Here is a 26169-nt window from a genome sequence, read left to right as displayed (position 1 = left end):
GAAAAGCATACCTTTGCATTTCTAGCTCAACACTCAACAGCTCACACCTTTATAAATTCTTTTACTATGCAAATTTTTAATTTATCACGCCGGAATTAAGTTCAAGAACAAGGTGAATGCGCGGAGTTGACGAGAGTCAATGAGCACATTCGACACAGCTATTGAACTTAATAACCAGTAAAAAATAAAAATTTTAACCTAAGCGGTAATTCGGTGCCTCTTTAGTAATCTGCACGTCATGTACATGCGATTCTTGCATGCCTGCGCCAGAAATACGGACAAATTCGGCTTTAGTACGCATATCTTCAATCGTTGCACTGCCGGTTAAGCCCATGCTTGAACGCAAACCACCCATTTGCTGGTGGATGATTTCTTTTAGGCGACCTTTATAAGCGATACGACCTTCGATACCTTCTGGAACCAGTTTATCCGCAGCGTTATCTGACTGGAAGTAACGATCTGATGAACCTTGAGACATTGCGCCCAAAGAGCCCATGCCACGGTACGCTTTGTAAGAACGACCTTGATACAAGATCACTTCACCCGGCGCTTCTTCTGTACCTGCAAACATTGAGCCAACCATCACACAAGATGCGCCAGCCGCGATTGCTTTACAGATATCGCCTGAGAAACGGATACCGCCATCAGCGATAACTGGAATGCCAAACTCAGCCGCCGCGCTGGCTGCTTCTGAAATCGCCGTAATTTGAGGAACACCGACACCCGTTACGATACGAGTGGTACAAATAGAACCAGGGCCGATACCCACTTTAACCGCATCCACACCCGCTTCAATTAACGCGCGCGCACCCGCTGCAGTCGCCACATTACCACCGATAATTTGTAGATCAGGGTATTTAGCGCGGGTTTCTTTAATGCGATCCAATACGCCTTGAGAGTGGCCGTGAGATGAATCGATAAGTAGAACGTCAACACCCGCTTCAACGAGGGCTTTAACTCGCTCTTCGTTGCCTGCGCCAGCACCAACAGCGGCACCAACACGTAGGCGACCACGCTCATCTTTACAAGCGTTTGGTTTACGTTCTGCTTTTTGGAAATCTTTTGCTGTGATCATGCCAGAAAGCTGGAATGCGTCGTTAACAACAAGGACTTTTTCAACACGATGCTCTTGCATGCATTGTTGAACTTCACTCATTGAAGCCCCTTCTTTAACCGAAGCTAGACGCTCTTTTGGTGTCATCACTTGCTCAACCGTTTTGCTTAAGTCGGTCACAAATCGAACATCACGGCCAGTAATGATACCCACGAGTTCATTACTTTCAGTGACGACAGGGAAACCGGCAAAACCGTGTTTTTGAGTCAAGGCTTTAACATCAGCAATGCTATCGGTAGGGCGAACCGTTACTGGGTTGCTTACTACGCCCGCTTCATAAATTTTTACTAGGCGAACTTCTTCAGCTTGTTGCTCAATCGACATATTCTTATGAATAAAGCCGATTCCCCCTTCCTGGGCAAGCGCAATCGCAAGACGCGCTTCGGTTACCGTATCCATAGCGGCAGAGATCATTGGTACATTAAGTGTGATCTTTTTGGTCAACTGAGTGCGAAGATCAGCTGTATTTGGAAGAACAGTGGAGTGTGCTGGGACGAGCAGTACGTCATCAAACGTTAAAGCTTCTTTAGCGATTCGTAACATTGCAATATCTCACATAAGAGTGTTAGAAGAATAAACCCCGCATTAAGTTTGGAAATCAAACCGTCCGCGATAAATTCACTTCATCGTTTCGCATAACAAAATGAATTTGGGATTTGATATTGCAGCGGGATTATACGCCTCACGCAATCGTTTGACTAGCCGTTTTTCTCTCTTTCTTTATGAAAATTTAGTGAATCAAACAAATTTCAACTCAACTGTCTGAATTACGGCTAGAATCATTGCTCAAATCTTATTCTTTCTAAGGTTAAACAATCGGTTTTCACAGTTTAAACATAATAAACATGGTAACCTTACCCGGTTAAATGTTTTCAAACGATGAGATTGACCATGCCAATATCCACAAATGCTAACAGCAACATTTTTACGGTTTCCCGCCTCAATGCCGAAGTACGCATGTTGCTGGAAAATGAAATGGGCATTGTGTGGTTAGTGGGGGAATTATCCAACTTCTCCGCACCGGTTTCCGGTCACTGGTACTTTTCTTTAAAAGATGCGCGCGCTCAAGTGAAATGTGCGATGTTTAAGGGTAACAATCGTCGTGTTAGCTTTAAACCAATGAACGGTAACCAAGTGTTAGTGAAAGCACGTTTATCTTTGTATGAACCGCGTGGTGATTACCAATTGATCATCGAAAGTATGCAGCCAGAGGGGGATGGCCGCTTACAACAAATGTTCGATGAACTAAAAATGAAACTGGCGGGCGAAGGTTTGTTTGCTCAACATCTAAAGAAACCGTTACCAGAAAACCCAAAACGCATTGGCATCATAACGTCTAAAACAGGCGCGGCACTGTACGATATTTTGGATGTACTGAAACGTCGTGATCCGAGTTTGCCGATTGTGGTCTACCCGACCATGGTTCAAGGTGAAGAAGCCGCGTTTAAAATAGCGCAAGCCATTGGACGGGCAAACAGCCGTAATGAATGTGACATTTTGATTGTGGGTCGAGGTGGTGGCTCATTAGAAGATTTGTGGTGTTTTAACCATGAGATTGTGGCCAGAACCATTGCGGCAAGCCAGATCCCTATCGTCAGCGCAGTGGGTCATGAAATTGATGTCACCATTGCTGACTTTGTTGCTGATGTGCGCGCCCCTACTCCATCCGCGGCCGCAGAATTAGTCAGTCGAGATAACAGCCATAAAGCTCAAACCATTATTGCTAAGCAACGTGATTTGCTCAATGCGTGGCGTCATTATAACCACCAGCAAAAAAACACTTTGAACCGACTGCAATTTGCGCTTGAAAAGCAGCACCCACGTTATCAACTTAACAAGCAAAGCCAGCGCTTAGACGAACTGCAAGCGCGCCTGTCACGCTCTATTTCGAGTAAATTACAACTGTTGCAAGTTCAATTGCATCGCAGCCAGCAATCACTCAGTTTTCATTCACCGAATAAAACGATTGAACGCAGCCAATATCGCTTAAGTAATAACAAAGCTCGATTGATTCAAGCGATTCAACAAACTTTGCGTGATCACAGATACAAACTGGCTCTGCAAGCTGAAAAGCTCGATACGGTTAGCCCACTGTCGACCTTGAAGCGAGGCTATTCGATCACTTGCGATCAACAGGGCAAAGTGCTCACAACATCAAACCAAGTCAAAACGGGCGATACCATTGTTACCCGCTTAATCGATGGTGAGATAAAATCGACAGTTGTATAACACTTAAAGAAGATTTAACTTAAACCGCCACAAATTGGCTTTGCACTCTGGTTTTCGACTTCAGCTCATTACAACTTGGGCAAAAATAGCTGATTGAGCCACAGGCCTGAATTTGCTCAAGTTGTGCTTGGCAATCAGGACAAGTGACTAAACGTGTGAAAGCACTCGCACACTCACGGCATTGGTATTGTTCTTTACCTTCTGCATTTTTTTGCTGCCACTCTAATTCACTGTGGCAACCAGGACAGATTTCATTTCCCATATCACACCTTTCATGGTTAAGAGTATTAATACGATCTTTATCTGATCTTATGCTTTCTACCTCGTGATCAGCGATCTACCCCATTAAGAATATTTATATCACCATATACCGAAAGCATAAGTTACATGTTCTGCATTTCAATTTTAAAGAGCATAAAAAACTAAAATAACGATCTTAAATCTCATGATCCGATATTTTCAATATTTTAAAATGGCCATTTTAGGCTATAAAACCAAAAGATCAGACAGCAACAGAGGAAGTGTCTGTTGAGCGAGGTGTAGCGCCTCATTCTTCTGAAACATACAAAAATGCCACTCCAGTATAGAGTGGCATTATCAAGTTGGCTGCAAGCGTATTACTTTTTACGGCCACGCTTAATTAAGCTCATCATTTTCTTACGTTTTTGTTCTTCCGAGTAACCCGATTTTTTCGTTGGTGCTTGATTATCAAACGGGTTTTCACTGTTTTGGAACTGGATACGAATTGGCGTGCCCATGATTTCCAATGAACGGCGGAAGTAGTTCATCAAATAACGCTTGTAAGAATCTGGCAACTCTTTCACTTGGTTACCATGCACCACAATGATTGGTGGGTTATAACCACCAGCATGCGCATATTTCATCTTCACACGGCGACCACGAATCAATGGCGGTTGGTGATCATCTTGTGCCATCTTCATGATACGAGTTAGAACAGAAGTCCCCACACGAGTAGTGGCTGATTTGTACGCTTCTTGTACCGATTCAAATAAATGACCAACGCCTGTGCCATGTAGCGCAGAAATGAAGTGAATACGTGCAAAATCAACAAAACCTAAACGACGGTCAAGTTCTTTCTTAACGCGCTCTTTCACGTCTGTATCTAGACCATCCCACTTATTCACCGCGATCACAATAGAACGTCCGGCATTCAAAGCAAAGCCAAGTAAACTTAGGTCTTGATCAGAAATATTTTCACGCGCATCAATAACCAGAAGTACCACGTTAGCATCTTCAATGGCTTTCAACGTTTTGATGACAGAGAATTTCTCTACCACTTCATTAACACGTTTACGGCGACGAACACCTGCGGTATCAATCAAGACGTATTCACGCTCATCACGCTTCATTGGAATATAAATAGAATCACGAGTCGTGCCTGGCATATCGTAAACCACGACCCGCTCTTCACCTAAAATACGGTTAGTGAGCGTTGATTTACCTACATTAGGACGACCGATAATGGCTAGTTTAATTGGCTGATCTTGCAGACGCTTAAACTCTTGTTCCGCTTCTTCTTCGGTGTAATCGAGTTTTTCTTCTTCCTGATCTTCAAATTCAGTGAGATCTTCAATTTCAGCGGCCGCTTCTTTTTCCATTTGTTCTGCAAACGGATTTAAAGCGCGGTCAATCAATGCGGCGACACCACGGCCATGTGCTGCGGCAATTTGGTAGATCTTATCCATACCAAGTTGCCAGAATTCAGCGCTCGCAGCATCCGCATCAATACCATCGACTTTGTTTACCACCAGCATGCTTGGTTTATCGCGCATACGCAGGTGCTTGGCAATCGCTTCATCAGACACGGTCAAACCTGCACGACCATCCACCATAAATAGCACCACATCCGCTTCTTCAATCGCAGCGAGTGATTGCTCAGCCATTTTGGTTTCTACACCTTCTTCGGTGCCATCGATACCACCGGTGTCGATCACGATGAATTCATGTTCGCCCAGTTTAGCTTGGCCATATTTACGATCGCGCGTTAAGCCAGGAAAGTCAGCCACAAGTGCATCGCGAGTGCGGGTTAGACGGTTAAATAACGTCGATTTACCCACGTTTGGGCGTCCAACAAGAGCCACTACAGGAATCATATCTACCTCAATCAAATCTAAATAACTTCAAGCAGTTATAGGTAAATTGAACTTACCTATAACTACTCATACACTATCTGTTGTTATCATTATACGTCTTCTGCGGCGCTTTATATTCAAATGATAGGTTTTTGACCAATCAAAATAACCGCAGCAGAATAACAAAAGCTCCTATTCACAGGTATGGATAGGAGCTATTCACTTCTACACTGAAAAAATCAGGGCGCGAATTGTATCACGATCCTTCAGGGATCTGCATTTTCTTTATTTCGCCGTCACGGGTTACCACGACAAAACCGTCTTCAACTTCAATCGGAGCGACCGCAATCCCCTCATCGTCAATCAATTGCTGAGCAACAAATTTGCCGCTCGAACGATCGATCCAGTGCAAATAACCTTCACCATCAGCAACGACTAAATATTGCTCAATAATAACCGGTGACGTTAATTGGCGATATTCGAGCGAATCATTGCTCCAAAGCTGAGTACCACTACGTACGTCTACAGCAGCAATGTGATCTTTATCTGTTACCACAAAAATATGGCTACCATCGCTTGCCAAATCCGTCGCGGATGAATAAGTACGTTTCCACATTGGTGAACCAGAACGTAAATCAATGGCTACCAACTGACCGTTAATCCCAACGGCGTACAAGTTCGGGCCAATAATCAATGGGGTAGCATCCACATCAACTAAACGGTCGATTTCTGTTGAACCTTTTGGGCTACCAATCGGCTGTTGCCATAGAAGCTGGCCACGTTGAATCAAAGCGGCGGCCAATCGACCATTGGCCATTCCCCAGAATACCCCACCTGAAATAGACACAGGAGAACTGTCCCCACGCAAGGTTAAGTTCGGAACTTCATTACTGATATCCCAAACCTGCTCACCAGAGTCTTGTTGTAATGCCACCAAAGTCCCTTTGCTGGTATGTAGCATAATCAAACTTTCATCGGCGAGAGGCTTAGAGAGAATTTCACCATCGACTTTTTTCTGCCAAATGATCGAACCGTCATCCACCGATAACGCAAATGCTTGACCATTTTCATCACCAATAAATAATTTATCGTAAGAAGCCGTCAGGCCACCAGATAATCGGGCCGGTCCATCTTGTTCAAGGTCGACTTCCCACAGGGTATCCCCGGTGTCAGGATCTAAGGCTTTCACTTCCCCATCACGGCTTGCCACAAAAACTTTGTCATAAGCATAGACAGGAGAAAGTTTTGAAAAATAATGTCCAACCCCATCACCAACTGAAGCGGTCCATTCTACTTTCGGTGTGAATTGACTATCAACGACAGGCAATGGTGCCATCACAATGGTGTCTTCTTCACTAGAACAGCCAAGCAAACCAAGTGCGATTGCTGAAATAGCCAGTGTGCGGTTGAACATTTTTTTCATGCAAGACTTCCTTTACTTTGCAACACTATCTACTTTGCAAGATCATCAAGTTTTAGTTGCAAGACTTGGCTATTAGAACCATCTTGCTGGGCTTGGGTGTAAGCAGATTTCGCTGCGTCTTTATCACCTTTAAGCAGGTAAATATCACCGATTAACTCTTGATTACGAGCTTTCCACGCATCAGATTTCACATCAGAAATCGCTTTGATAGCCTCGTCATATTGTGCTTTCTCTGCCAATACTCGCGCTGTACGATATGCGAACATTGGTGTTAATGTCTCATCACTGCTATGGGATTGAGCCCACTTTAATTGTGCTAATGCATCATCCAGTTTATTCGCATCAATTTGTACTTGAGCCAGTTGCAAAGCGGTTAGTACGGCATAAGACGTTTTGTCATTACTATCAATAAAGGCTTGCGCTGAACTAGCAGCATCAATACCTTTTGCTTCAAGATTAGAAATCACTTCGGTATAGCCATGTGAAGCCTCTTCTTGAGCGCTGGCAACCGAATCTTGGTAAGTGTGCCATCCAAAAATACCACCAATACCCATGACGATACCAATCACCACGGCTTTACCGTTGTCACGCCACCAATCTTTAATTGCTTCTACTTGTTGTTCTTCATCAGCGTCGTAGATACTCACGTCCTGTCCTCTTAATAAATCGACTTAAATCTTATTTGCTAAATATGCGGCGACATCGGTTTGAGCCATCGTTTGTTGCTCACCACCAGCTAAATCTTTCACCACCACAGTTTGCTCTGCTACTTCATTTTCACCTAATACTAAGGCGATAGCAGCACCGACTTTATCAGCACGTTTGAACTGCTTCTTGAAATTGCCGCCACCGAAGTGTGTCATTAAACGTAAACCTGAGACGGATTCACGTAATTGCTCGGCAAGCTTCATACCATTAATTAAAGTGCCTTCACCCGCTGTGACTAAATACACATCCACAGCATTTCGAACATCATTCAGCTCTAAAGTTTCAAGCATTAACACTAAACGCTCTAATCCCATAGCAAAACCTACGGCTGGAGCAGGTTTACCACCTAATTGCTCAACCAAGCCATCGTAGCGACCACCACCACAAACGGTACCTTGAGAGCCTAGGCTTTCAGTGATCCATTCAAAAACCGTTTTGTTGTAATAATCCAAACCACGAACAAGACGCTGATTAACGGTATATTCAATACCTGCCGCATCTAATAATTCACAAAGACCAGCAAAGTGCGCTTTAGAATCCTCATCAAGATAATCCGCCAATTGTGGCGCATCGCCTAAGATAGCTTGAATTTCTGGATTCTTAGTATCCAATACGCGCAATGGATTGGTGTACATACGACGTTTTGCATCTTCATCAAGTACATCCATATGCTGTTCTAAAAATTCGATCAGTACTGCACGGTAATTTTGACGCGCTTCCAGTGAACCGATTGAATTCAACTCTAAGCGTACGTGCTTATCGATGCCGAGTTCACGCCATAAACGCGCGGTCATCATAATCAGTTCAGCATCAACATCAGGGCCTTGAAGACCAAACACTTCCACGCCTACTTGGTGAAATTGGCGGTAACGGCCTTTTTGTGGGCGTTCATGACGAAACATGGGACCGACATACCATAAACGTTGTTCTTGGTTGTAGATCAGGCCATTTTCAATCCCTGCACGAACACAGCCAGCTGTCCCTTCTGGACGTAGCGTTAGGCTGTCACCATTACGATCTTCAAAGGTGTACATTTCTTTTTCAACCACATCGGTCACTTCACCGATAGCGCGCTTGAATAAATTCGTCATCTCCACAATCGGCATGCGAATTTCACTGTAACCATAAGAACGAACCACGCGTTTTACCGCGTCTTCAACTTTATGCCAAAGTGGAGATTGTGTCGGTAGGCAATCGTTCATGCCTCGAATTGCTTGAATAGTTTTACTCACAGTCTATACCGTTGAAATTGGGAATGAATTATTTATCAATATGGCTGATATCAATACGATTTTTGCTATCTAACATAGCGGCTTTCGCGCGAATTTTTGCTTCCAGTTGGTCGATAACTTGCTCATTATCAAAACGTTCTTTTTGGCGTTTACCATCTTCATAGAAGGCACTTTTCTTGTTTCCGCCAGCAATCCCCATATGGGACACTTCAGCTTCACCAGGGCCATTCACTACGCAGCCAATAATCGAAACGTCCATTGGGGTAATGATGTCTTCTAAACGCTCTTCTAGCGCATTCACTGTACCAATAACGTCAAATTCTTGACGAGAACACGTTGGACAAGCAATAAAGTTAATCCCGCGAGAGCGGATACGCAGTGATTTTAAAATATCGAAACCGACTTTGATCTCTTCTACTGGATTAGCGGCAAGAGAAATACGCAGCGTGTCACCGATACCTTCGGCTAACAGCATGCCTAAGCCTACCGCAGATTTTACGGCTCCAGCTCGTGCGCCACCCGCTTCGGTGATGCCTAAGTGCAAAGGTTGATCAATTTTTTGTGCAAGTAAACGGTACGAGTCTACCGCTAAAAATACATCCGAAGCTTTTACGCTGACTTTGAATTGTTCGAAATTCAAACGGTCTAAAATATCAACGTGACGCATGGCTGATTCCACCAAAGCCGCAGCCGTTGGTTCGCCATATTTTTGTTGGATGTCTTTTTCTAAAGAGCCACCATTCACGCCAATGCGAATTGGGATGTTTTTGTCACGCGCACAATCGACCACGGAACGAATTCGATTTTCGTTACCAATATTGCCAGGGTTGATGCGTAAACAATCGACACCATACTCAGCCACTTTCAGTGCGATACGGTAATCAAAGTGAATATCAGCCACGAGGGGAATATTCACTTGTTGTTTGATTTCCTTGAATGCCTCTGCGGCATCCATAGTGGGAACAGATACACGAACAATATCCGCGCCTACTTTTTCAAGCGATTTGATTTGCGCCACTGTGGCTTCAATATCTGTAGTACGCGTGTTGGTCATAGACTGAACAGCAATTGGCGCACCATCACCAATAGGCACATTGCCTACATAGATACGAGTCGATTTACGGCGTTTAATAGGAGATTCGTGTTGCATAATAATTCTACGGTAATGTCATTCGAGCCACTTTACCTGCAGTATACTTAGAAAGGTCTACAGGTTCATCGGCTAAAGTAATAGAAACACCTTGAGGCGCCCCTAAAATAATGGAATAAGGCGTTTTTCCAGTCAAAGTCAATGACTCGCCCGCTTTTTTCAACCCAGTCGCCAATACAGCTCCGCTGCTATCTTTCACTTGGATCCAGCAATCTTCCTTAAACTGCATGGCTAATACATTGTTCGCTTGTTCAGATGACGTGATCTGCGCGATTTCGGTTGACTCGTTCGACGCTGGTGCTTCCACTGCGTCTTCAGTCGTTGAGGATGCTGGTTCCGATTCGCTGCTTGTCTCTGGTGCTAAGCTATCTTGCTCTAAAGTCAGATCCATATTTTCTTGTGGTGCAGTCTCTTCTGCTACGGCTTCATCTGAGCTTGAGGCTTCGTCTGAACTCACTTCAGAATTCGCAGTGGCATCAATAGATTGAAAATCATCGGTATTTGATTCGTCATCACTCGATGATTGAGAAAAAGAAGACGGCGACAGGGTATCTTGCTGATGATTTTGCCACCACCAAACCGAAGATATTCCAAGAATAATAATTAAGATGCCCCAAGTTAACCCCATGATACGGCTATCGTGTTGCTGCTTTTCTGTTTTCTTAGAAAAACTGTGCATTGGCTGCTCTTTCTGCTGACCACGTCCTGATTTCTCTAATGCGGCAAGAATCTCTTTTTCTTTGATGCCAACCATCTTGGCGTAAGATCGAAAATAGCCACGAATAAAAGTGGCTACATGATGGTTATCAAATTGGTTGGTTTCAATGCTTTCAATCACTGAAACTTTAAGACGCAGCTTCTCAGAAATGTCTTTCTGACTTAAACCCAGTTCTTCCCGACGCTTGCGTAACATCTCACCTGGAAGAATGTTGTGAACTTCTGCTGTTGACTCTAATTCTTTGTTTTCAGTACTCATTCTGTCTGTACTTCTGATATTGGACAGAGTATGGATATTTCGTTTTCAGTATGTCGCCATACTTAGACACAAGTTCAGGATTATTGGCTTTATGTTCTAGTTTTATTAATAAGCCTAAACTTACAGGACGGTATCCATATCTCTGATTAAACTTTAATAGTCGGACCCTAGCATTCGAAAATTCGTCCTTTTCAATTTCTAACTCAGCTAACTGTAATAACGACTGAGCTCTGCTTGGATCATGATCAAGAGCGCGAGAAAAATAGTTTTCTGCTTTTTCGTTATTACCACTTTTCAGTGCACATAAGCCCGCATTTTCATAACTGGCTGCTACTAAGTAGTAATAAGGTTGCTCTATCGCGCGGTTAAAAAATTCATCCGCTTTTTTATACTCGCCTTGACGACATAAAAATGCACCGTAGTTATTTAAGACATCCCCATTTTTAGGAGAACTATCCAATGCATCTTCGTAGGCGTCTTCAGCTAAATCGTATTCACCAACTCGTTGATAATAATACGCTATGGAATTCAAAGCTCGGTAATAAGATGGTGCATATTTGACCGCCATCTCAAGATTTTCACGCGCTTTGACCATATTACCTTCTTCCATATATCCCAACCCAAGGGAGATTCTGGCTTCAGAGGCTTTTATATTATCAAATTTAGCAGTATTTGGCTTGTCGGTCACTGTAACACAACCCACTAAGAAACTAACTACTAAAATAAAAACTAACTTTTTTATCAAGTGCATTGGATACCGCCTATTGAAATGCGGAAACCAATGCCATTGCAACTATCAGATAGCTTTTACTGGAATTGGTTCCCCTTGCTGCTTTTGTTTTGTACGTTTAGTGCGGTCAATCACATCGCCGACAAGCTGTCCACATGCCGCATCAATATCATCACCACGCGTTTTACGAACCGTGACCGTATAGTCGTACTGCATCAATGTTTTCATAAAACGATCGATACGCGAGTTACTCGGTTTTTTATATGGTGACCCAGGATAAGGGTTAAATGGAATTAAATTAATTTTTGCAGGGGTATCTTTTAACAACTCTGCGAGCTGCCTAGCATGTTCCATATCATCATTGACGTGATCCAGTAGAACATACTCTACTGTCACCTTACCGCGGTTCGCATTTGAAGACGCAATATAACGACGAACCGACGCTAAGAAATCTTGAATATCCCAACGGTCATTGATTGGCATGATTTGGCTACGCAGCTCATCGTTTGGTGCATGCAATGAAATCGCTAACGCCACATCAATATTGCCTGTCATTTGATCTAAACCTGACACGACACCTGAAGTTGACACAGTGACACGGCGCTTTGACAAACCAAAACCAAGATCATCCAGCATGATTTCTAACGCTGGGATCAAATTTTTCATATTGAGCAGAGGTTCACCCATACCCATCATCACGACGTTAGTAATTGGACGACGGCCCGTTTCTTTTTCTAAGCCGATTTCACGAGCAGCACGCCATACTTGACCAATGATTTCCGACACTTTTAGGTTACGGTTAAAACCTTGTTGAGCGGTTGAACAGAATTTACATTCCAACGCACAGCCTACTTGAGATGAAACACATAAAGTCGCACGGTCTTCATCAGGAATATAAACCGTCTCAACATCTTGGTCGCCAACACGCATTGCCCATTTGATGGTGCCATCGCTTGAATGTTGAGCTTCCGAGACATAAGGAGCACGAATTTCACAACGAGCTTCTAATTTGGCGCGCAGAGCTTTATTAATATTGTTCATTTGTGAGAAGTCATCACAGCCAAAATGGTAGATCCATTTCATGATCTGATCAGCACGGAAAGCTTTCTCGTTCAGTTCTTCGGTAAAAAACTGGCGCAGACCTTTGCGGTCGAAGTCCAGCAGATTTACTTTTGTCATGGTCATGGTTTTCTCACTAATGGAACAATAAATAAGGGCGCGAATTGTACAGCCTTTGTACACTGACAACAAGGTTTGTCACAGATTCACACAAATAAAAAAAGAGACCTCGTGGGCCTCTTAATTATAGAGTACAGGGGGAAATTGGATGTTTTATCCACCTGTGCTGCATTATGCGCGTGGGAAGATCTCTGATTCTGGAAAAAAGAATTCAATTTCACGAGCGGCAGATTCAGGGCTATCTGAACCATGTACTGAGTTATGACGCATACTTAACGCGTAATCCGCACGCAGTGTGCCACAGGCTGCTTCTTCTGGGTTGGTTTTGCCCATTAATTCACGGTAGCGAGTAATCGCCTCTTCCCCTTCCAAAACTTGAACCATGATAGGCCCTGAAGTCATGAACTCTTTCAACGGTTCAAAGAACGGTTTTCCTTCATGCTCAGCATAAAATCCACGTGCTTGATCTTCAGTCAAATGCACCATTTTAGCTGCCACAATGGTCAATCCAGCTTGTTCCATACGTTGATAAATCGCACCGATCAAATTGCGCTTTACCGCATCAGGCTTAATGATTGAGAAGGTTCTTTGTAAGGCCATATTCTATCCTTTGGTCTTTTTGTTATGGTTTATAGGGAAGCCATCACTTCCCTAAATTTACTCATTGGTTTGTAATTATTTGGCTTGCTCAATCAGAATACGCGCTAACATTCTCACGCCCATGCCAGTCGCACCAGCTGACCATTTATCACTCGGCGTTTTACGGTATGTGCCAGAACAATCAAAGTGCAACCAACCTTTTTTATAATCTTCAACAAAGTAAGACAGGAAAGCGGCTGCGGTACTGGCACCTGGTGTATAGCTACCACTAGAAATGTTCGACATATCAGCAAAGTTAGATGGCAACATATTACGGTGGAATTCCGCTAAAGGTAACTGCCATAAGCCTTCTGATTCTAGTTCGGCACTCTTCAATGCTTTTTGCGCAAGTTTATTATCAAACGTCAATAAGGCGTGATAATCATTACCCAGCGCATTTTTTGCCGCCCCCGTTAAGGTCGCACAATCAATGATCAGTTTTGGTTTGTGCTCACTGGCGTACATTAAGCCATCAGCCAATACTAAGCGACCTTCCGCATCGGTGTTCATGACTTCAACCGTTTTACCGTTTTTATAAGTAATAATGTCACCCAGCTTTAAAGCACGGCCAGAAATCATGTTTTCAGCGCAGCATAAAATCAATTTCACGCGCTTATCAAGGCCACGAGCAATCGCAAGCGCTAGGCCACCGGTGATCGTACCTGAACCGCCCATATCCGCTTTCATTGAGTCCATAAAGCCAGATGGTTTGATACTATAGCCACCTGAATCAAACGTAATGCCTTTACCCACTAAGCACGCATACACGGGTGCATCGTCATCACCCGTTGGGTTAAAGTCCAGCTGTAGCATGGCTGAAGTGCGATCTGAACCGCGACCGACAGCATAAATGCCTTCCCAACCTTCGGTTAGCAGATCTTTATCTTTCACAATTTTGTAGTTTACAGTGCCTTCAGGCGCGATGGATTTGATGAACTCACCGGCCATCGTCGCCAATTGACGCGGAGCCACTTCTTCGGCACTTTTATTGATGATGTCACGAACCCAATCCGTTACCTGAATACGCGCTTCAAGTTCTGATTGTTCAGCGTCTTCTAATTGTGGCCAAGTCACTGTGTTGCCAGGTTTAGAGGAGCGGAACCCCTGAATGAATGCCCAAACCAATTCCAAATCCCAACCTTCGCCTGTTAGTTGAGCCGATTTGATGCCTTGAGAGTCTAATTTACGCGCCGCGCGCTGAATCGAGTCTACAGCGATAGATTTAGGATTTAGGTGCACAACCGCACCATCGGTTGAGAAAGAAAGCAGTGCATTTTCTCCCCATTGAGACGGGGCTGATTCACGAGAAATGATCACTGACATTGATGTTGACATTATTACTCCTTACCTAAATGTCGGGCATAGTCACCCTGCAAACACTTTAGGCTGTCATTATTTGATAAAGAAAGCTGAAGAAAAAATTCACATCAACTTTCTATGAAACCCTTTTATACCCAAGTAACCTCAAGATGCGAGTTTCAGCAAGATTAAAACAAGTTTTAGGCAAGGCAAATTGAAAATGATCATAGTGATTCTATCTCTGTTCAATTTAACGCAGCATAAAGCTTGTTTTAACTTGCCCTTTGGGAGCTTCATCCAAGCCCTTAGACTACGTTAGATTTAATTGAAAGGTGTTTACATTCCGCATAAATCTTCCTTGCCTAAGAGCTTGGATGATAACTCTGAATTCTGCATATTGAGGTCACTTGGGTATACAAACTAAGCTATATCATAATGGCTTGTGTCACAAGTATCATGACATTCTCAAGAAGTTGTGAACTTGTGCTTGTTTGCCGCAACCCAGATAAGACAAAAGCCCCCGCAGAGGCTTAAGTATTGAAGCAATCATTAGATTTCATCTAACCAACACAGCAGTATGGCTTCTAAAATCTTTTCATTAGAACGATTGGGTTCATCGTCAAAATCTTCGAGTTCAGTAATCCACTGGTGCATATCAGTAAAACGCACTGTCTGCGGATCTAAATCAGGAAATTTTTCCGCTAATTCAATCGCAATATCCTGAGAATCGGTCCATTTCAAGCCCATAACCTGCTCCTTGTTGATGACAAAAATTAATGATTTTCCGAAGCCAAATTAATGGTATAGCGTGGAATTTCAACCACAAGATCTTCATCGGCCACTCTTGCTTGGCAACCTAAGCGAGACTCTGGCTCAAGCCCCCATGCTTTATCCAACATGTCATCTTCTAGTTCTTCGCTTTCTTCTAATGAATCAAAACCTTCACGAATGATCACGTGGCAAGTCGTACAAGCACAAGATTTTTCACAAGCATGCTCGATTCCAATACCATTTTTCAGTGCCACATCCAATACTGATTCACCGCTTTCAGCCTCAAGCACTGCGCCTTCTGGGCATAATTCATCATGAGGTAATACAATAATTTTTGGCATATTCCATCCTACTTAACTAGAGCTACGATTTAATCCTATCGCTCATTTGATACCAATCAAACTTATTAATTTAATTGATATAACTTATGTATTTTCAGCCAGGCTGAGTTATTAAAGGTTATCGACTGACTGACCAGCCAATGCAGCACGAATGGAAACATCCATACGACGTGAAGCAAATTCTTGGCTCGCTTTATCGGTATCTTTGATCCCTTGTTCAATTGCATCCGCATCAGTGCCGTTACGCAATTCAATCAAGGTTCTTAATGAATCTTCAATCGCTTTATATTCTTCGACACTGAGCAGTTGCTCGCCATTTTCTTGCAGTGCCACTAATAGGCCTTCGATCACACGGTCTGCTTCTACTTTTTGTTCTGCTAATGCGCGAGCCTGCATATCTTCTTTGGCATGTGTCATGGATGATTTCAACATGTCAGCAATTTCGGTATCACTTAAACCGTAAGAAGGCTTCACTTGAATATCAGCTTGAACACCAGTGCTTTTTTCCATTGCAGTCACAGACAGCAAACCATCAGCATCGACTTGATAAGTGACTCGAATATGCGCTGCGCCTGCTTTCATTGGCGGAATACCTTGCAGGGTAAACTTAGCCAATGAACGGCAATCGTCCACCATTTCACGCTCACCTTGCACAACATGAACCAGCATCGCGGTTTGACCATCTTTAAAGGTGGTAAATTCTTGTGCGCGGGCAACGGGAATGGTGGTATTACGAGGAATGATTTTTTCCACCAAATTCCCCATGGTTTCAATACCCAGAGACAGCGGGATCACATCAAGCAATAACATGTCAGAATCAGGCTTGTTACCCACCAAGATATCTGCCTGAATACCGGCGCCAACCGCCACCACTTCATCAGGGTTAATGCTGGTTAAAGGCGTACGACCAAAAAAGTCACCCACCATAGTACGAACTAAAGGTGTTCGAGTAGAGCCGCCGACCATGACGACTTCATTCACGTCATCCGCAGAAACATCCGCATCTTTTAATGCACGGCGACACGACAATAATGTTTTCTTCACCAGAGGTTGAATTAAATCATCAAATTGCTGACGAGTTAATGTCACCGTCTGCCCAAGGACATCAACCGCGACTTGCTCATGATCAGATAGCGCAATTTTAGCTTGCGTCGCCGCGTCCAATAACACACGATGCTGCTCGGCAGTCAGTTTGTCAGTTTGCCCAACTTGTTGTTTAAAATGATCCACTAACAAATCATCAAAATCATCACCGCCTAGTGCCGAATCTCCACCAGTCGCAAGTACCTCAAAGACACCTTTCGATAGACGCAATAATGAAATGTCGAATGTTCCGCCACCTAAGTCATAGACGGCTATCACGCCCTCTTGACCTGAATCTAAACCGTAGGCGATCGCAGCTGCTGTCGGCTCATTCAACAAACGCAGTACTTTCAATCCCGCTAGCTCCGCAGCATCTTTCGTTCCCGCACGTTGCGCATCGTCAAAATACGCCGGCACCGTGATCACAACGCCTTCCAATTCGTGATCTAAGGTTTTCTCAGCGCGCGCGGCAAGGCTCTTTAAAATCTCACTCGACACTTGAATTGGATTCACTAAGCCGGTTGGCGTTTCAATGAGAGGCAAACCATTTTCACTGGCTTGGAATTGGTAAGGTAAATCAAGATAACGGCTTTGCACATCTTGTAATGAACGACCAATCAGGCGTTTCACAGAGCTGATGGTATTCTTTGGATCTTGCTGCGCGCGACGCTTTGCTTCATGCCCTACAGTAATCGCATCGCGAGAATAGTGCACAACAGAAGGTAAGATAACGCGCTGCTCTTCATCAACAAGCGGAGTGCAAGAACCACTTCTTACCGCAGCAACCAGTGAGTTGGTTGTCCCTAAATCAATACCTACGGCAAACTTATGTTGATGCGGCGCGGCGCTTTGGCCTGGTTCTGCAATTTGAAGTAGCATAGTCGGAACTGTCCTTTTTAAATTCTTTTTCTGGCGTGAAATACCAAATACATTAACCCAACAACTTATCTTCTAGTTGTTCGATTTCATGTTTTAATTTGTCGATAAATTTGAGCTTTCTGACACTGTCAGCGGCATCCATCCATTCTTGAGCGTTTAACTGCGCCGTTAAGCTCGCAAGTTGCTGCTTATGCATTTTTTGTACTTTGATATCAAAATCAAACAAGGCGCTTTCTGGATCTGACGATTGGGCAATTTCTTCGATTTCTTCACGAAGCTCCATTTGCTCCATTAAGAACATGGGATCGCTCATGGTTTGTTGCTCAGCGCGAATATCCACATCATGTAAGGCTAAAATGTACTCGGCACGAGACGTCGGCGATTTTAACGTTTGATAAGCATCATTAATCTCCGCGGCTTTTTGCACCGCTAATAAACGATCTCGCTCGGAAGCTGAAGCGAATTTGTCTGGATGAAAGCGACGTTGCAAATCGCGGAAAGTGTCAGACAATACAGCATTATCCAGCTCAAACTGGTTCTCTAGGCCAAATAATTCAAAATGATTCATAATGAAACTCTACTTAATTCTGACGACTCTATACCAAATTAACTTCAAGATGCTTTAAAAGACGAATGGCACCCTAAACTGAAAAGCTTGGATGCCATTGACTTAGAGGCTGTATATTGTACGCCACATCTATTTGCCAAACGCTTTAAATTCACCAAAGGCTTTAATCTACCAAGAACTTTATTTAGCAAGAACGTTGATTTACCAAGCACTCTAAACTTTGGCCCCTCAATGGCGCTGATTATACGTTGAAGCTCTCACCACAACCACATTCGCCTTTCACGTTTGGGTTATTAAATTTAAAACCTTCGTTTAGCCCTTCTTTGGCGAAATCGAGTTCCGTACCATCAAGATAAACTAAACTTTTTGGATCAATGATGACTTTTACGCCATCATGCTCAAAAATCTGATCTTCTTCATTTAATTGATCTACAAACTCAAGTACATACGCCATACCCGAACAACCGGTCGTTCTTACCCCTAAGCGCAAGCCAATGCCTTTGCCTCGGTTTTCTAAGAATGTTCTCACGCGACTTGCTGCCGCGTCTGTCATGGTGATGGCCATACTTCAACCTTGTGTTTGTCTATTAATCTTATGTTTATCTATTAAACTTGGTCTATCTATTAATAAGAAGAAAACGGTCAATTAAGATGAAAGCGCTGCTATTAAGACAAGAAATCAAATTCTCGAACTTAACGAGCTAAGGGAAGGTTTCCCCTCCCTTATCATTCAACTTTATTGTTGATGTTTTTTCTTGTAGTCAGACACTGCTGCTTTAATTGCGTCTTCCGCAAGAATTGAACAGTGAACTTTAACCGGTGGAAGCGCTAACTCTTCAGCAATTTGAGAGTTTTTGATTGAAGCAGCTTCGTCTAGGCTCTTACCTTTTACCCACTCAGTAACCAGTGAGCTTGATGCAATCGCAGAACCACAACCGTAAGTTTTGAATTTTGCATCTTCAATAATGCCTTCTGAAGACACTTTGATTTGCAATTTCATTACGTCACCACACGCAGGTGCGCCGACCATACCACTACCGATACTTGGATCTTCTTTGTCGAAAGAACCTACATTACGTGGGTTCTCATAGTGGTCAATTACTTTTTCGCTATATGCCATAATCTATTACCTCGAATCCTCTACTTCCTTGAGATTAGTGATGTGCCCACTCAACGGTGTTCAAATCAATCCCTTCTTTGAACATGTCCCACAGTGGTGACATGTCACGTAGCTTATCTACTGCGACGCGGATTTGCTCAACGGCATAATCCACTTCTTCTTCGGTTGTAAAACGGCCGAATGAGAAACGAATTGAGCTGTGGGCTAATTCGTCGTCTAATCCTAATGCACGTAATACGTAAGATGGTTCAAGGCTTGCTGATGTACATGCAGAGCCAGAAGAAACCGCTAAATCTTTTAATGCCATCAATAACGATTCACCTTCAACGAAAGCGAAGCTGACATTTAGATTATTTGGTAAACGTTGCTCAAGATCGCCGTTGATCGTCACCGCTTCCATGTCTTTGATACCATCTAATAGACGGTTACGAAGCATTAATGCGTGATCATAATCTTTTTGCATATCTTGCTTAGCAATTGCAAACGCTTCACCCATACCCACGATTTGGTGAGTCGCTAGAGTACCTGAACGGAAACCACGCTCATGGCCGCCACCGTGCATTTGCGCTTCTAAACGAATGCGAGGTTTACGGCGGACATACAGAGCACCGATACCTTTTGGACCATAAATTTTATGCGCAGAAAGTGAAATCAAATCGACTTTTAATGCTTGAGTATCAATCGGTAGTTTACCGGCTGATTGAGCAGCATCGACATGGAAAACCGTTTTGTTTGCACGGCAAAGCTCACCAATAGCGGCAATATCTTGAATCACACCGATTTCGTTATTTACGTGCATGATCGACACCAATACCGTGTCTTCACGTAAAGCTGCCTTGAACTTTTCAAGGTCAATCAAACCATTGCTTTCAGGCTCAAGATAAGTCACTTCGTAACCTTCACGCTCTAATTGACGGCATGGATCCAGTACGGCTTTGTGCTCAGTTTTACAGGTAATAATGTGCTTACCTTGTTTACCGTAGAAGTGTGCCACACCTTTAATAGCAAGGTTATCAGATTCAGTTGCACCTGAAGTAAATACGATTTCACGAGGATCGGCATTAAGAAGATCTGCAATTTGTTCACGAGCGTGATCAACAGCCTCTTCTGCCTGCCAACCAAAACGGTGTGAACGTGACGCTGGGTTACCAAAGGTGCCGTCCATCGTCATAAATTGAACCATTTTTTCAGCAACACGCGGATCAACCGGGCAGGTAGCTGAATAGTCAAAATAAATAGGCAGTTTCATTCTTTACTCCACAATGTGAAAACTTTGTCACTCACCGTTAAGAGCGAGCATTCATACTAACAGTGTCAGCTTTGTCTTTATTATCAGAAGCATAATTATGATTACCAAAGCTGTTATTCACTACTAGTTCAATATTCTGACGCTCAGAAATATCGAGAACATCGTTATTTAACATCAGTTCTCCAAGCGTAATTCCATCGAGGAACTCGCTAATACGAGCGCTTAAATCATGCCACAGTGTATGCGTCAAGCAGCGTACGCCGCCTTGGCAATCACCTTTACCTTGACATTTAGTGGCATCGACCGATTCATCAACAGCAGCAATCACTGTGCCTACTGCGATTTCATTGGCATCAATACCAAGACGGTAGCCACCGCCAGGACCACGTACACTTGCCACTAATCCGGCTTTACGTAGTCGTGAAAAAAGTTGTTCCAAGTAAGATAATGAAATCCCTTGGCGTTCAGAAATATCGGCTAGCGGAACAGGTCCTTGATTGGAATGTAAAGCCACATCCAACATTGCTGTTACCGCATATCTTCCTTTTGATGTCAGTCTCATATTGCCCGTACCCACAGTAAGTATGTGGACACTATCATCCCATACCAGAGTAAAATGGTCAAGTATTTATTTGACTAATTTAGTCAAGTATTAATCAATCCGCTTTTTTATCGTTCAGAGACTTTTCAACAGAGGTCAAAATACCGCGCAACATATTTAATTCCTGTACTTCTGGTCGAGCTCGACTGAACAGGCGGCGTAATTTATTCATCACCAAATTGGGCTTATCTTTAGAGATAAACTGGGTCTTTAGAATGACGTTTTCAAGGTGTTGGTAGAATAATTCCAATTCTTTGTGTCTTGGGTACTCTTCCGGTTGCACTTCAGGATACTGAGCAGCTTGTTTTTCTAACCATGCCATACGAATCTCATAACCTAGCGTTTGTACAGCCATGGCTAAATTAAGCGAGCTGTATTCAGGGTTCGCAGGAATACAGACGTGATAATGGCACTTTTGTAGTTCTTCATTAGTGAGACCGGTTCTTTCTCGGCCAAACACTAATGCCACTTTTCCTTGCTCTGCTTGTTGAATAAATTTGCGGCCACATTCGCGTGGCTCTAGCATTGGCCATTCAAGCGTTCGCGAACGAGCACTGGATCCAACAACTAATACGCAATCAGAAATAGCATCATCTAGGTTATCGACAATCAAGGCATTTTGCGCAACATCTCCAGCCCCTGAAGCCAGAGATAGGGTTTGTTCATCCACTTCACATTGCGGAGAAACCAAGACTAATTCTGTTAATCCCATAACTTTCATTGCTCTTGCTGCCGAGCCTATATTGCCTGAGTGAGAGGTACCAACGAGAATTACTTTGATATTGTCTAACATTGTCGTGATTACCATAGTGAAAAATTGGCTCGATGATACCATACTCTGTTTTTAAAAAGTGCCGACTTAATCGAGAGCCTCTCCGAGCGAACAAAAAATAGACGCTTTTCATTTAATAAAACTCTGTTATACTGCGCGTCGCTTTTTTCGTTCTTTAACATCCGTTGGGAAAATCATATGCATCCTATGCTAAATATCGCTATTCGTGCTGCACGTGTAGCTGGCAACCATATTGCAAAATCATTAGAAAACACTGACAAGATTGAATCTACTCAAAAAGGTCAGAACGACTTTGTCACTAACATCGACAAAGAAGCAGAATTACTGATTATCGATACCATCAAAAAGTCTTACCCTGACCACTGCATCGTTGGTGAAGAAGGTGGCGCAGTTGACGGTAAAGATACTGACGTACAATGGATCATTGACCCACTGGATGGCACGACTAACTTCATGAAAGGCTTCCCTCATTTTTCTGTTTCTATCGCGGTTCGTATGCGCGGTAAAACTGAGGTAGCTTGTGTTTACGACCCAATCCGTAACGAACTCTTCACTGCACAACGTGGTTCTGGCGCACAGCTGAACAACGCTCGTCTACGTGTAAACCCAATTAAAGATTTGAATGGTGCAATTTTAGCGACTGGCTTCCCGTTCAAGCAAAAACAACACTCTGAAAGCTACATCAAAATTGTCGGTGGTTTATTCACTGAGTGTGCTGACTTCCGTCGCAGCGGCTCTGCAGCTCTTGATCTATGTTACCTAGCCGCTGGCCGTGTTGATGGTTACTTCGAACTTGGTCTAAAACCTTGGGATATCGCAGCGGGTGAATTGATCGCTCGTGAAGCTGGCGCTATCCTAACTGACTTTGCAGGCGGTACGAACTACCTAGCGTCTGGTAACATCGTGGGTTCAAGTGCACGTGGTGTTAAGAGCATTCTTAAGCACGTTCGTGAACACGCAAACGAAGGCATGATGAAGTAATCTTTCATCTCCTATAATCGAATAACAAGACGCCCGCTGATATTTCAGCGGGCGTTTTTTTTTCGAGTTTCGAGTTTCGAGTTTCGAGTTTCGAGTTTCGAGTTTCGAGAGATATTAAAAAGGCTTTGGACCGTAATCCAAAGCCTTTGTTTTGAAAACTATGATGCTTTTATTATGGCAACATATCTTCTTGATCTGCACCTTCTTTTTCAACTTGTGTTGGCATCAAGTGCTCACGGTTCAAGCCAAGGCGTAGTGCCAATGCTGAAGCCACATAAATTGAAGAGTAAGTACCTACCGTGATACCTAGCAGTAACGCTAATGCAAAGCCGTGAATGTTAGCCCCACCTTGAGTAAACAAGGCAATAACCACAAACAGCGTTGTACCAGAAGTAATCAAGGTACGGCTTAATGTTTGAGTAATTGAGTTGTTCATGATACCGCTTGGCGTGCCATTACGCATCTTGCGGAAGTTTTCACGAATACGGTCAAATACAACAATGGTATCGTTCAATGAGTACCCCACCACCGTCAGCAATGCCGCCACGATAGTAAGATCAATCTCAATTTGTAAGAACGAGAAGATGCCTAGTGTAATGGTCACATCGTGCGCCAATGATAATACCGCACCAGCAGAAAGACGCCATTCAAAACGCATAGAGACATACATCAAGATACACAATAGCGAGATTAGAATCGCAAGACCACCCGCTTCAGCCAGCTCGCCCCCCACATTAGGACCAACAAATTCAATACGTTTTAGTTGAACTTGATCGCCAGAGGCTTGCTTTAAAGATTGAAGAACTTGGTTACCAATCACTTCACCTTTCGCATCTTCGCGAGGACGCATGCGAACCATCACATCTTGCGCAGAACCAAAATTCTGTACTGTTGCATCTGCAAATCCATCTTTCGCCAATGCTTCACGCAGTACAGGCAAATTCGCAGGATGCTCAAACGATACTTCAATTAAGGTACCGCCAGTAAAGTCTAAGCCCCAGTTAAACCATTTGGTAGAAATAGAGAACAAAGACGCGGCAATCATAAGACCAGAAAGTACGAAGGCAAACTTTGACCAATGCATAAAGTCGATCGCTTTGTCTGCTTTCAATAATTGAAACATAACTTTTCCTTAGATCGACAATTTCTTGATATTACGCTTACCGCCGTACATTAGGTTCACCACACAACGGGTACCAATGATGGCTGTAAACATAGACGTTAAAATACCGATAGATAGCGTAACCGCGAAGCCTTTAATCGCACCTGTACCCACAGCAAACAAGATGATCGCGGTGATTAAGGTCGTGATGTTGGCATCGGCAATGGTACTAAAGGCATTAGCGTAACCTTGGTGAATCGCTTGTTGAGGGCTACGGCCTTCTTTTAGCTCTTCACGTATACGCTCAAATATCAACACGTTGGCGTCGACCGCCATCCCCACTGTCAATACGATACCGGCAATACCCGGTAAGGTCATGGTTGCACCAGGAATTAGAGACATCACACCAATGATCAATACTAAGTTTGCCATCAATGCCATGTTGGCAATCAGACCAAAACGACGGTAGTAGATCAGAGTAAATAGCATTACCGCTACCATACCCCAGATACACGCTTGCATACCTTTGTCGATATTTTGCTGCCCCATTGAAGGACCGATAGTACGCTCTTCTACAATTGAAATTGGTGCAATCAAAGCACCCGCGCGTAATAGCAACGCTAAGTTATGCGCTTCAGCAGGAGAGTCGATACCAGTAATACGGAAACTACGGCCAAGTGCCGATTGAATCGTCGCTTGGTTAATCACTTCTTCGTGTTTCGCCAAGATTACTTTGCCTTCAGGGGTGCGCTTACCGCTGTCTTTGTACTCGGTAAACACGGTCGCCATTAGCTTGCCAATGTTCTTTTTAGAGAAGTCTGCCATTTTGTTACCACCTTCACTATCCAGTGAGATGTTAACTTGTGGACGGCCGTATTCATCGGTACTTGAACTTGCATCAGTAATGCTTGAACCGCCAAGAATGACGCGTTTTTTCAGCACTGCTGGTCGACCATCTTTGTCGAACTTCACTTCACTACCCGGTGGAACACGTCCAGCCGCTGCAGCAGCTAAATCCGCTTTATCATCCACTTCACGGAATTCAAGGGTTGCTGTAGCGCCCAAAATTTCTTTCGCACGTGCGGTGTCTTGAACACCCGGTAATTCAACTACGATGCGACTCGCACCTTGACGTTGAACTAATGGTTCTGCCACACCTAATTCGTTAACACGGTTACGTAAAATAGTAATGTTTTGCTCTACCGCATAGTTACGGATTTCAAGTAAACGTGCTTCATTAAATTTGGCAATCAAAGCGTTGTTCTTACCTTCGGTAAACACCATGTCACGATGTTTGTCTGACAACACTTTCTCAGCTTGTTGAAGTTGGTCTTCATTTCGAAGTACGATTTCAACCGCATCTTTGCCTGAAGGACGAATAGCACGGTAACGAATACGCTCATCACGAAGATCGCTACGGAATGATTCTTCTTGTTGGCCGATCAGTTTTTCCATTGCAGCGTCCATATCCACTTCCATCAAGAAGTGAACACCACCACGTAAATCAAGGCCAAGTTTCATTGGAGTTGCACCGATTGCATTAAGCCAATTTGGTGTAGCAGGGGCAAGGTTTAGCGCGACAACATAATCACGTCCCATTGACTGGTTGATTAGGTCACGAGCACTGATTTGAGTATCAGTATCTTTAAAACGAATAAGAACCGAACCGTTTTCCAAAGCAACAGATTTCGTTTCAATATTTTTTTCTTTGAGTACGGTATTCAAAGTATCCATGGTAGACATGTCAACCGAGGCACCACGTGCCCCAGTGACTTGTACCGCAGGATCTTCACCGTATAAATTTGGAAGCGCATATAGCGCACTGATTAAGATGACAGCAGCCACCATCAGATACTTCCATAATGGGTAACGGTTTAACACAGCAAGTATCCTTAGCTTTTATAGCTAA

The 26169-nt window shown here is 43.5% G+C and carries 25 protein-coding genes; 2 read left to right on the top strand and 23 right to left on the bottom strand.

The window, feature by feature from the left end:
- Window positions 1-193: 193 nt before the first annotated feature.
- On the bottom strand, window positions 194-1657 hold the full coding sequence (guaB, locus tag Vgang_RS03000) for an IMP dehydrogenase (protein ID WP_105903376.1): 1464 nt from the start codon (window positions 1655-1657) through the stop codon (window positions 194-196).
- A 336-nt stretch (window positions 1658-1993) separates the two neighbouring features.
- Between guaB and xseA the strand changes: the two genes are divergently transcribed.
- Window positions 1994-3343: an exodeoxyribonuclease VII large subunit gene (gene xseA / locus Vgang_RS02995; protein ID WP_406708291.1), complete on the top strand. Its 1350-nt coding sequence runs from the start codon at window positions 1994-1996 to the stop codon at window positions 3341-3343.
- Window positions 3344-3362: 19 nt separating this feature from the next.
- Here xseA and Vgang_RS02990 read toward each other — a convergent pair whose 3' ends face one another.
- The 20 genes from Vgang_RS02990 to trmJ all read right to left on the bottom strand — a co-directional run bounded on the left by Vgang_RS02990 (window position 3363) and on the right by trmJ (window position 22177).
- Window positions 3363-3605 carry a zinc ribbon domain-containing protein gene (locus Vgang_RS02990; protein ID WP_105903374.1) on the bottom strand — a complete coding sequence of 81 codons (243 nt, stop codon included), beginning with the start codon at window positions 3603-3605 and terminating at the stop codon, window positions 3363-3365.
- Window positions 3606-3960: 355 nt separating this feature from the next.
- Complete coding sequence (gene der / locus Vgang_RS02985) at window positions 3961-5457, bottom strand: ribosome biogenesis GTPase Der (RefSeq protein WP_105903373.1); 1497 nt, start codon at window positions 5455-5457, stop codon at window positions 3961-3963.
- Between the two features lie 235 nt (window positions 5458-5692).
- Window positions 5693-6859 (bottom strand): outer membrane protein assembly factor BamB, encoded by a 1167-nt coding sequence (gene bamB / locus Vgang_RS02980; RefSeq protein ID WP_105903372.1) that lies wholly within the window; start codon window positions 6857-6859, stop codon window positions 5693-5695.
- Window positions 6860-6888: 29 nt separating this feature from the next.
- Window positions 6889-7506 (bottom strand): YfgM family protein, encoded by a 618-nt coding sequence (locus Vgang_RS02975; RefSeq protein WP_105903371.1) that lies wholly within the window; start codon window positions 7504-7506, stop codon window positions 6889-6891.
- Between the two features lie 24 nt (window positions 7507-7530).
- Window positions 7531-8799 carry a histidine--tRNA ligase gene (gene hisS / locus Vgang_RS02970; protein ID WP_105903370.1) on the bottom strand — a complete coding sequence of 423 codons (1269 nt, stop codon included), beginning with the start codon at window positions 8797-8799 and terminating at the stop codon, window positions 7531-7533.
- A 28-nt stretch (window positions 8800-8827) separates the two neighbouring features.
- Window positions 8828-9949, bottom strand: a complete 1122-nt coding sequence (ispG, locus tag Vgang_RS02965; protein WP_105903369.1) for a flavodoxin-dependent (E)-4-hydroxy-3-methylbut-2-enyl-diphosphate synthase — start codon at window positions 9947-9949, stop codon at window positions 8828-8830.
- 7 nt (window positions 9950-9956) lie between these two features.
- Window positions 9957-10925 (bottom strand): cytoskeleton protein RodZ, encoded by a 969-nt coding sequence (gene rodZ, locus Vgang_RS02960; protein ID WP_105903368.1) that lies wholly within the window; start codon window positions 10923-10925, stop codon window positions 9957-9959.
- The gene (gene pilW / locus Vgang_RS02955; protein ID WP_105903367.1) at window positions 10915-11676 is read right to left on the bottom strand and encodes a type IV pilus biogenesis/stability protein PilW; all 762 of its coding nucleotides are present in this window, start codon (window positions 11674-11676) and stop codon (window positions 10915-10917) included. Before pilW ends, rodZ begins: the two co-directional genes overlap by 11 nt.
- 45 nt (window positions 11677-11721) lie before the next feature.
- A complete protein-coding gene (locus Vgang_RS02950; RefSeq protein WP_105903366.1) occupies window positions 11722-12840 on the bottom strand; it encodes a bifunctional tRNA (adenosine(37)-C2)-methyltransferase TrmG/ribosomal RNA large subunit methyltransferase RlmN in 1119 nt (372 codons plus the stop codon).
- Window positions 12841-13005: 165 nt separating this feature from the next.
- Window positions 13006-13434, bottom strand: coding sequence for a nucleoside-diphosphate kinase (gene ndk / locus Vgang_RS02945; protein WP_105903365.1), 429 nt, complete (start codon window positions 13432-13434; stop codon window positions 13006-13008).
- 75 nt (window positions 13435-13509) lie between these two features.
- A complete protein-coding gene (gene pepB, locus Vgang_RS02940; RefSeq protein ID WP_105903364.1) occupies window positions 13510-14808 on the bottom strand; it encodes an aminopeptidase PepB in 1299 nt (432 codons plus the stop codon).
- A 513-nt stretch (window positions 14809-15321) separates the two neighbouring features.
- On the bottom strand, window positions 15322-15513 hold the full coding sequence (gene iscX, locus Vgang_RS02935) for a Fe-S cluster assembly protein IscX (RefSeq protein WP_105903381.1): 192 nt from the start codon (window positions 15511-15513) through the stop codon (window positions 15322-15324).
- A gap of 32 nt (window positions 15514-15545) precedes the next feature.
- On the bottom strand, window positions 15546-15884 hold the full coding sequence (gene fdx, locus Vgang_RS02930) for an ISC system 2Fe-2S type ferredoxin (RefSeq protein WP_105903363.1): 339 nt from the start codon (window positions 15882-15884) through the stop codon (window positions 15546-15548).
- Window positions 15885-15995: 111 nt separating this feature from the next.
- Window positions 15996-17846 carry a Fe-S protein assembly chaperone HscA gene (hscA, locus tag Vgang_RS02925; protein WP_105903362.1) on the bottom strand — a complete coding sequence of 617 codons (1851 nt, stop codon included), beginning with the start codon at window positions 17844-17846 and terminating at the stop codon, window positions 15996-15998.
- A 52-nt stretch (window positions 17847-17898) separates the two neighbouring features.
- Window positions 17899-18414 (bottom strand): co-chaperone HscB, encoded by a 516-nt coding sequence (gene hscB / locus Vgang_RS02920; RefSeq protein ID WP_105903361.1) that lies wholly within the window; start codon window positions 18412-18414, stop codon window positions 17899-17901.
- A gap of 241 nt (window positions 18415-18655) precedes the next feature.
- Window positions 18656-18979 (bottom strand): iron-sulfur cluster assembly protein IscA, encoded by a 324-nt coding sequence (gene iscA, locus Vgang_RS02915; protein ID WP_105903360.1) that lies wholly within the window; start codon window positions 18977-18979, stop codon window positions 18656-18658.
- A 171-nt stretch (window positions 18980-19150) separates the two neighbouring features.
- The gene (iscU, locus tag Vgang_RS02910) at window positions 19151-19534 is read right to left on the bottom strand and encodes a Fe-S cluster assembly scaffold IscU (protein ID WP_105903359.1); all 384 of its coding nucleotides are present in this window, start codon (window positions 19532-19534) and stop codon (window positions 19151-19153) included.
- Window positions 19535-19568: 34 nt separating this feature from the next.
- The gene (locus Vgang_RS02905) at window positions 19569-20783 is read right to left on the bottom strand and encodes an IscS subfamily cysteine desulfurase (RefSeq protein WP_105903358.1); all 1215 of its coding nucleotides are present in this window, start codon (window positions 20781-20783) and stop codon (window positions 19569-19571) included.
- A gap of 37 nt (window positions 20784-20820) precedes the next feature.
- Window positions 20821-21345, bottom strand: a complete 525-nt coding sequence (iscR, locus tag Vgang_RS02900; protein WP_105903357.1) for a Fe-S cluster assembly transcriptional regulator IscR — start codon at window positions 21343-21345, stop codon at window positions 20821-20823.
- A gap of 94 nt (window positions 21346-21439) precedes the next feature.
- Complete coding sequence (gene trmJ / locus Vgang_RS02895; protein WP_105903356.1) at window positions 21440-22177, bottom strand: tRNA (cytosine(32)/uridine(32)-2'-O)-methyltransferase TrmJ; 738 nt, start codon at window positions 22175-22177, stop codon at window positions 21440-21442.
- A 177-nt stretch (window positions 22178-22354) separates the two neighbouring features.
- On the opposite strand from trmJ, the gene suhB reads away from it, so the two are divergent.
- Window positions 22355-23158, top strand: coding sequence for an inositol-1-monophosphatase (gene suhB / locus Vgang_RS02890; RefSeq protein WP_105903355.1), 804 nt, complete (start codon window positions 22355-22357; stop codon window positions 23156-23158).
- Window positions 23159-23330: 172 nt separating this feature from the next.
- On the opposite strand, the gene secF is transcribed toward suhB, so the two are convergent.
- Both secF and secD read right to left on the bottom strand, forming a co-directional pair.
- A complete protein-coding gene (secF, locus tag Vgang_RS02885; RefSeq protein ID WP_105903354.1) occupies window positions 23331-24281 on the bottom strand; it encodes a protein translocase subunit SecF in 951 nt (316 codons plus the stop codon).
- Between the two features lie 9 nt (window positions 24282-24290).
- Complete coding sequence (secD, locus tag Vgang_RS02880) at window positions 24291-26141, bottom strand: protein translocase subunit SecD (protein ID WP_105903353.1); 1851 nt, start codon at window positions 26139-26141, stop codon at window positions 24291-24293.
- Between the last annotated feature and the right edge of the window lie 28 nt (window positions 26142-26169).

Origin of the sequence: Vibrio gangliei (assembly GCF_026001925.1) — a bacterium.
In the GTDB taxonomy this organism is placed as follows: domain Bacteria; phylum Pseudomonadota; class Gammaproteobacteria; order Enterobacterales; family Vibrionaceae; genus Vibrio; species Vibrio gangliei.
Note: the sequence above shows the minus strand (reverse complement) of the source record. Positions and strands in the feature narration are given on the sequence as shown.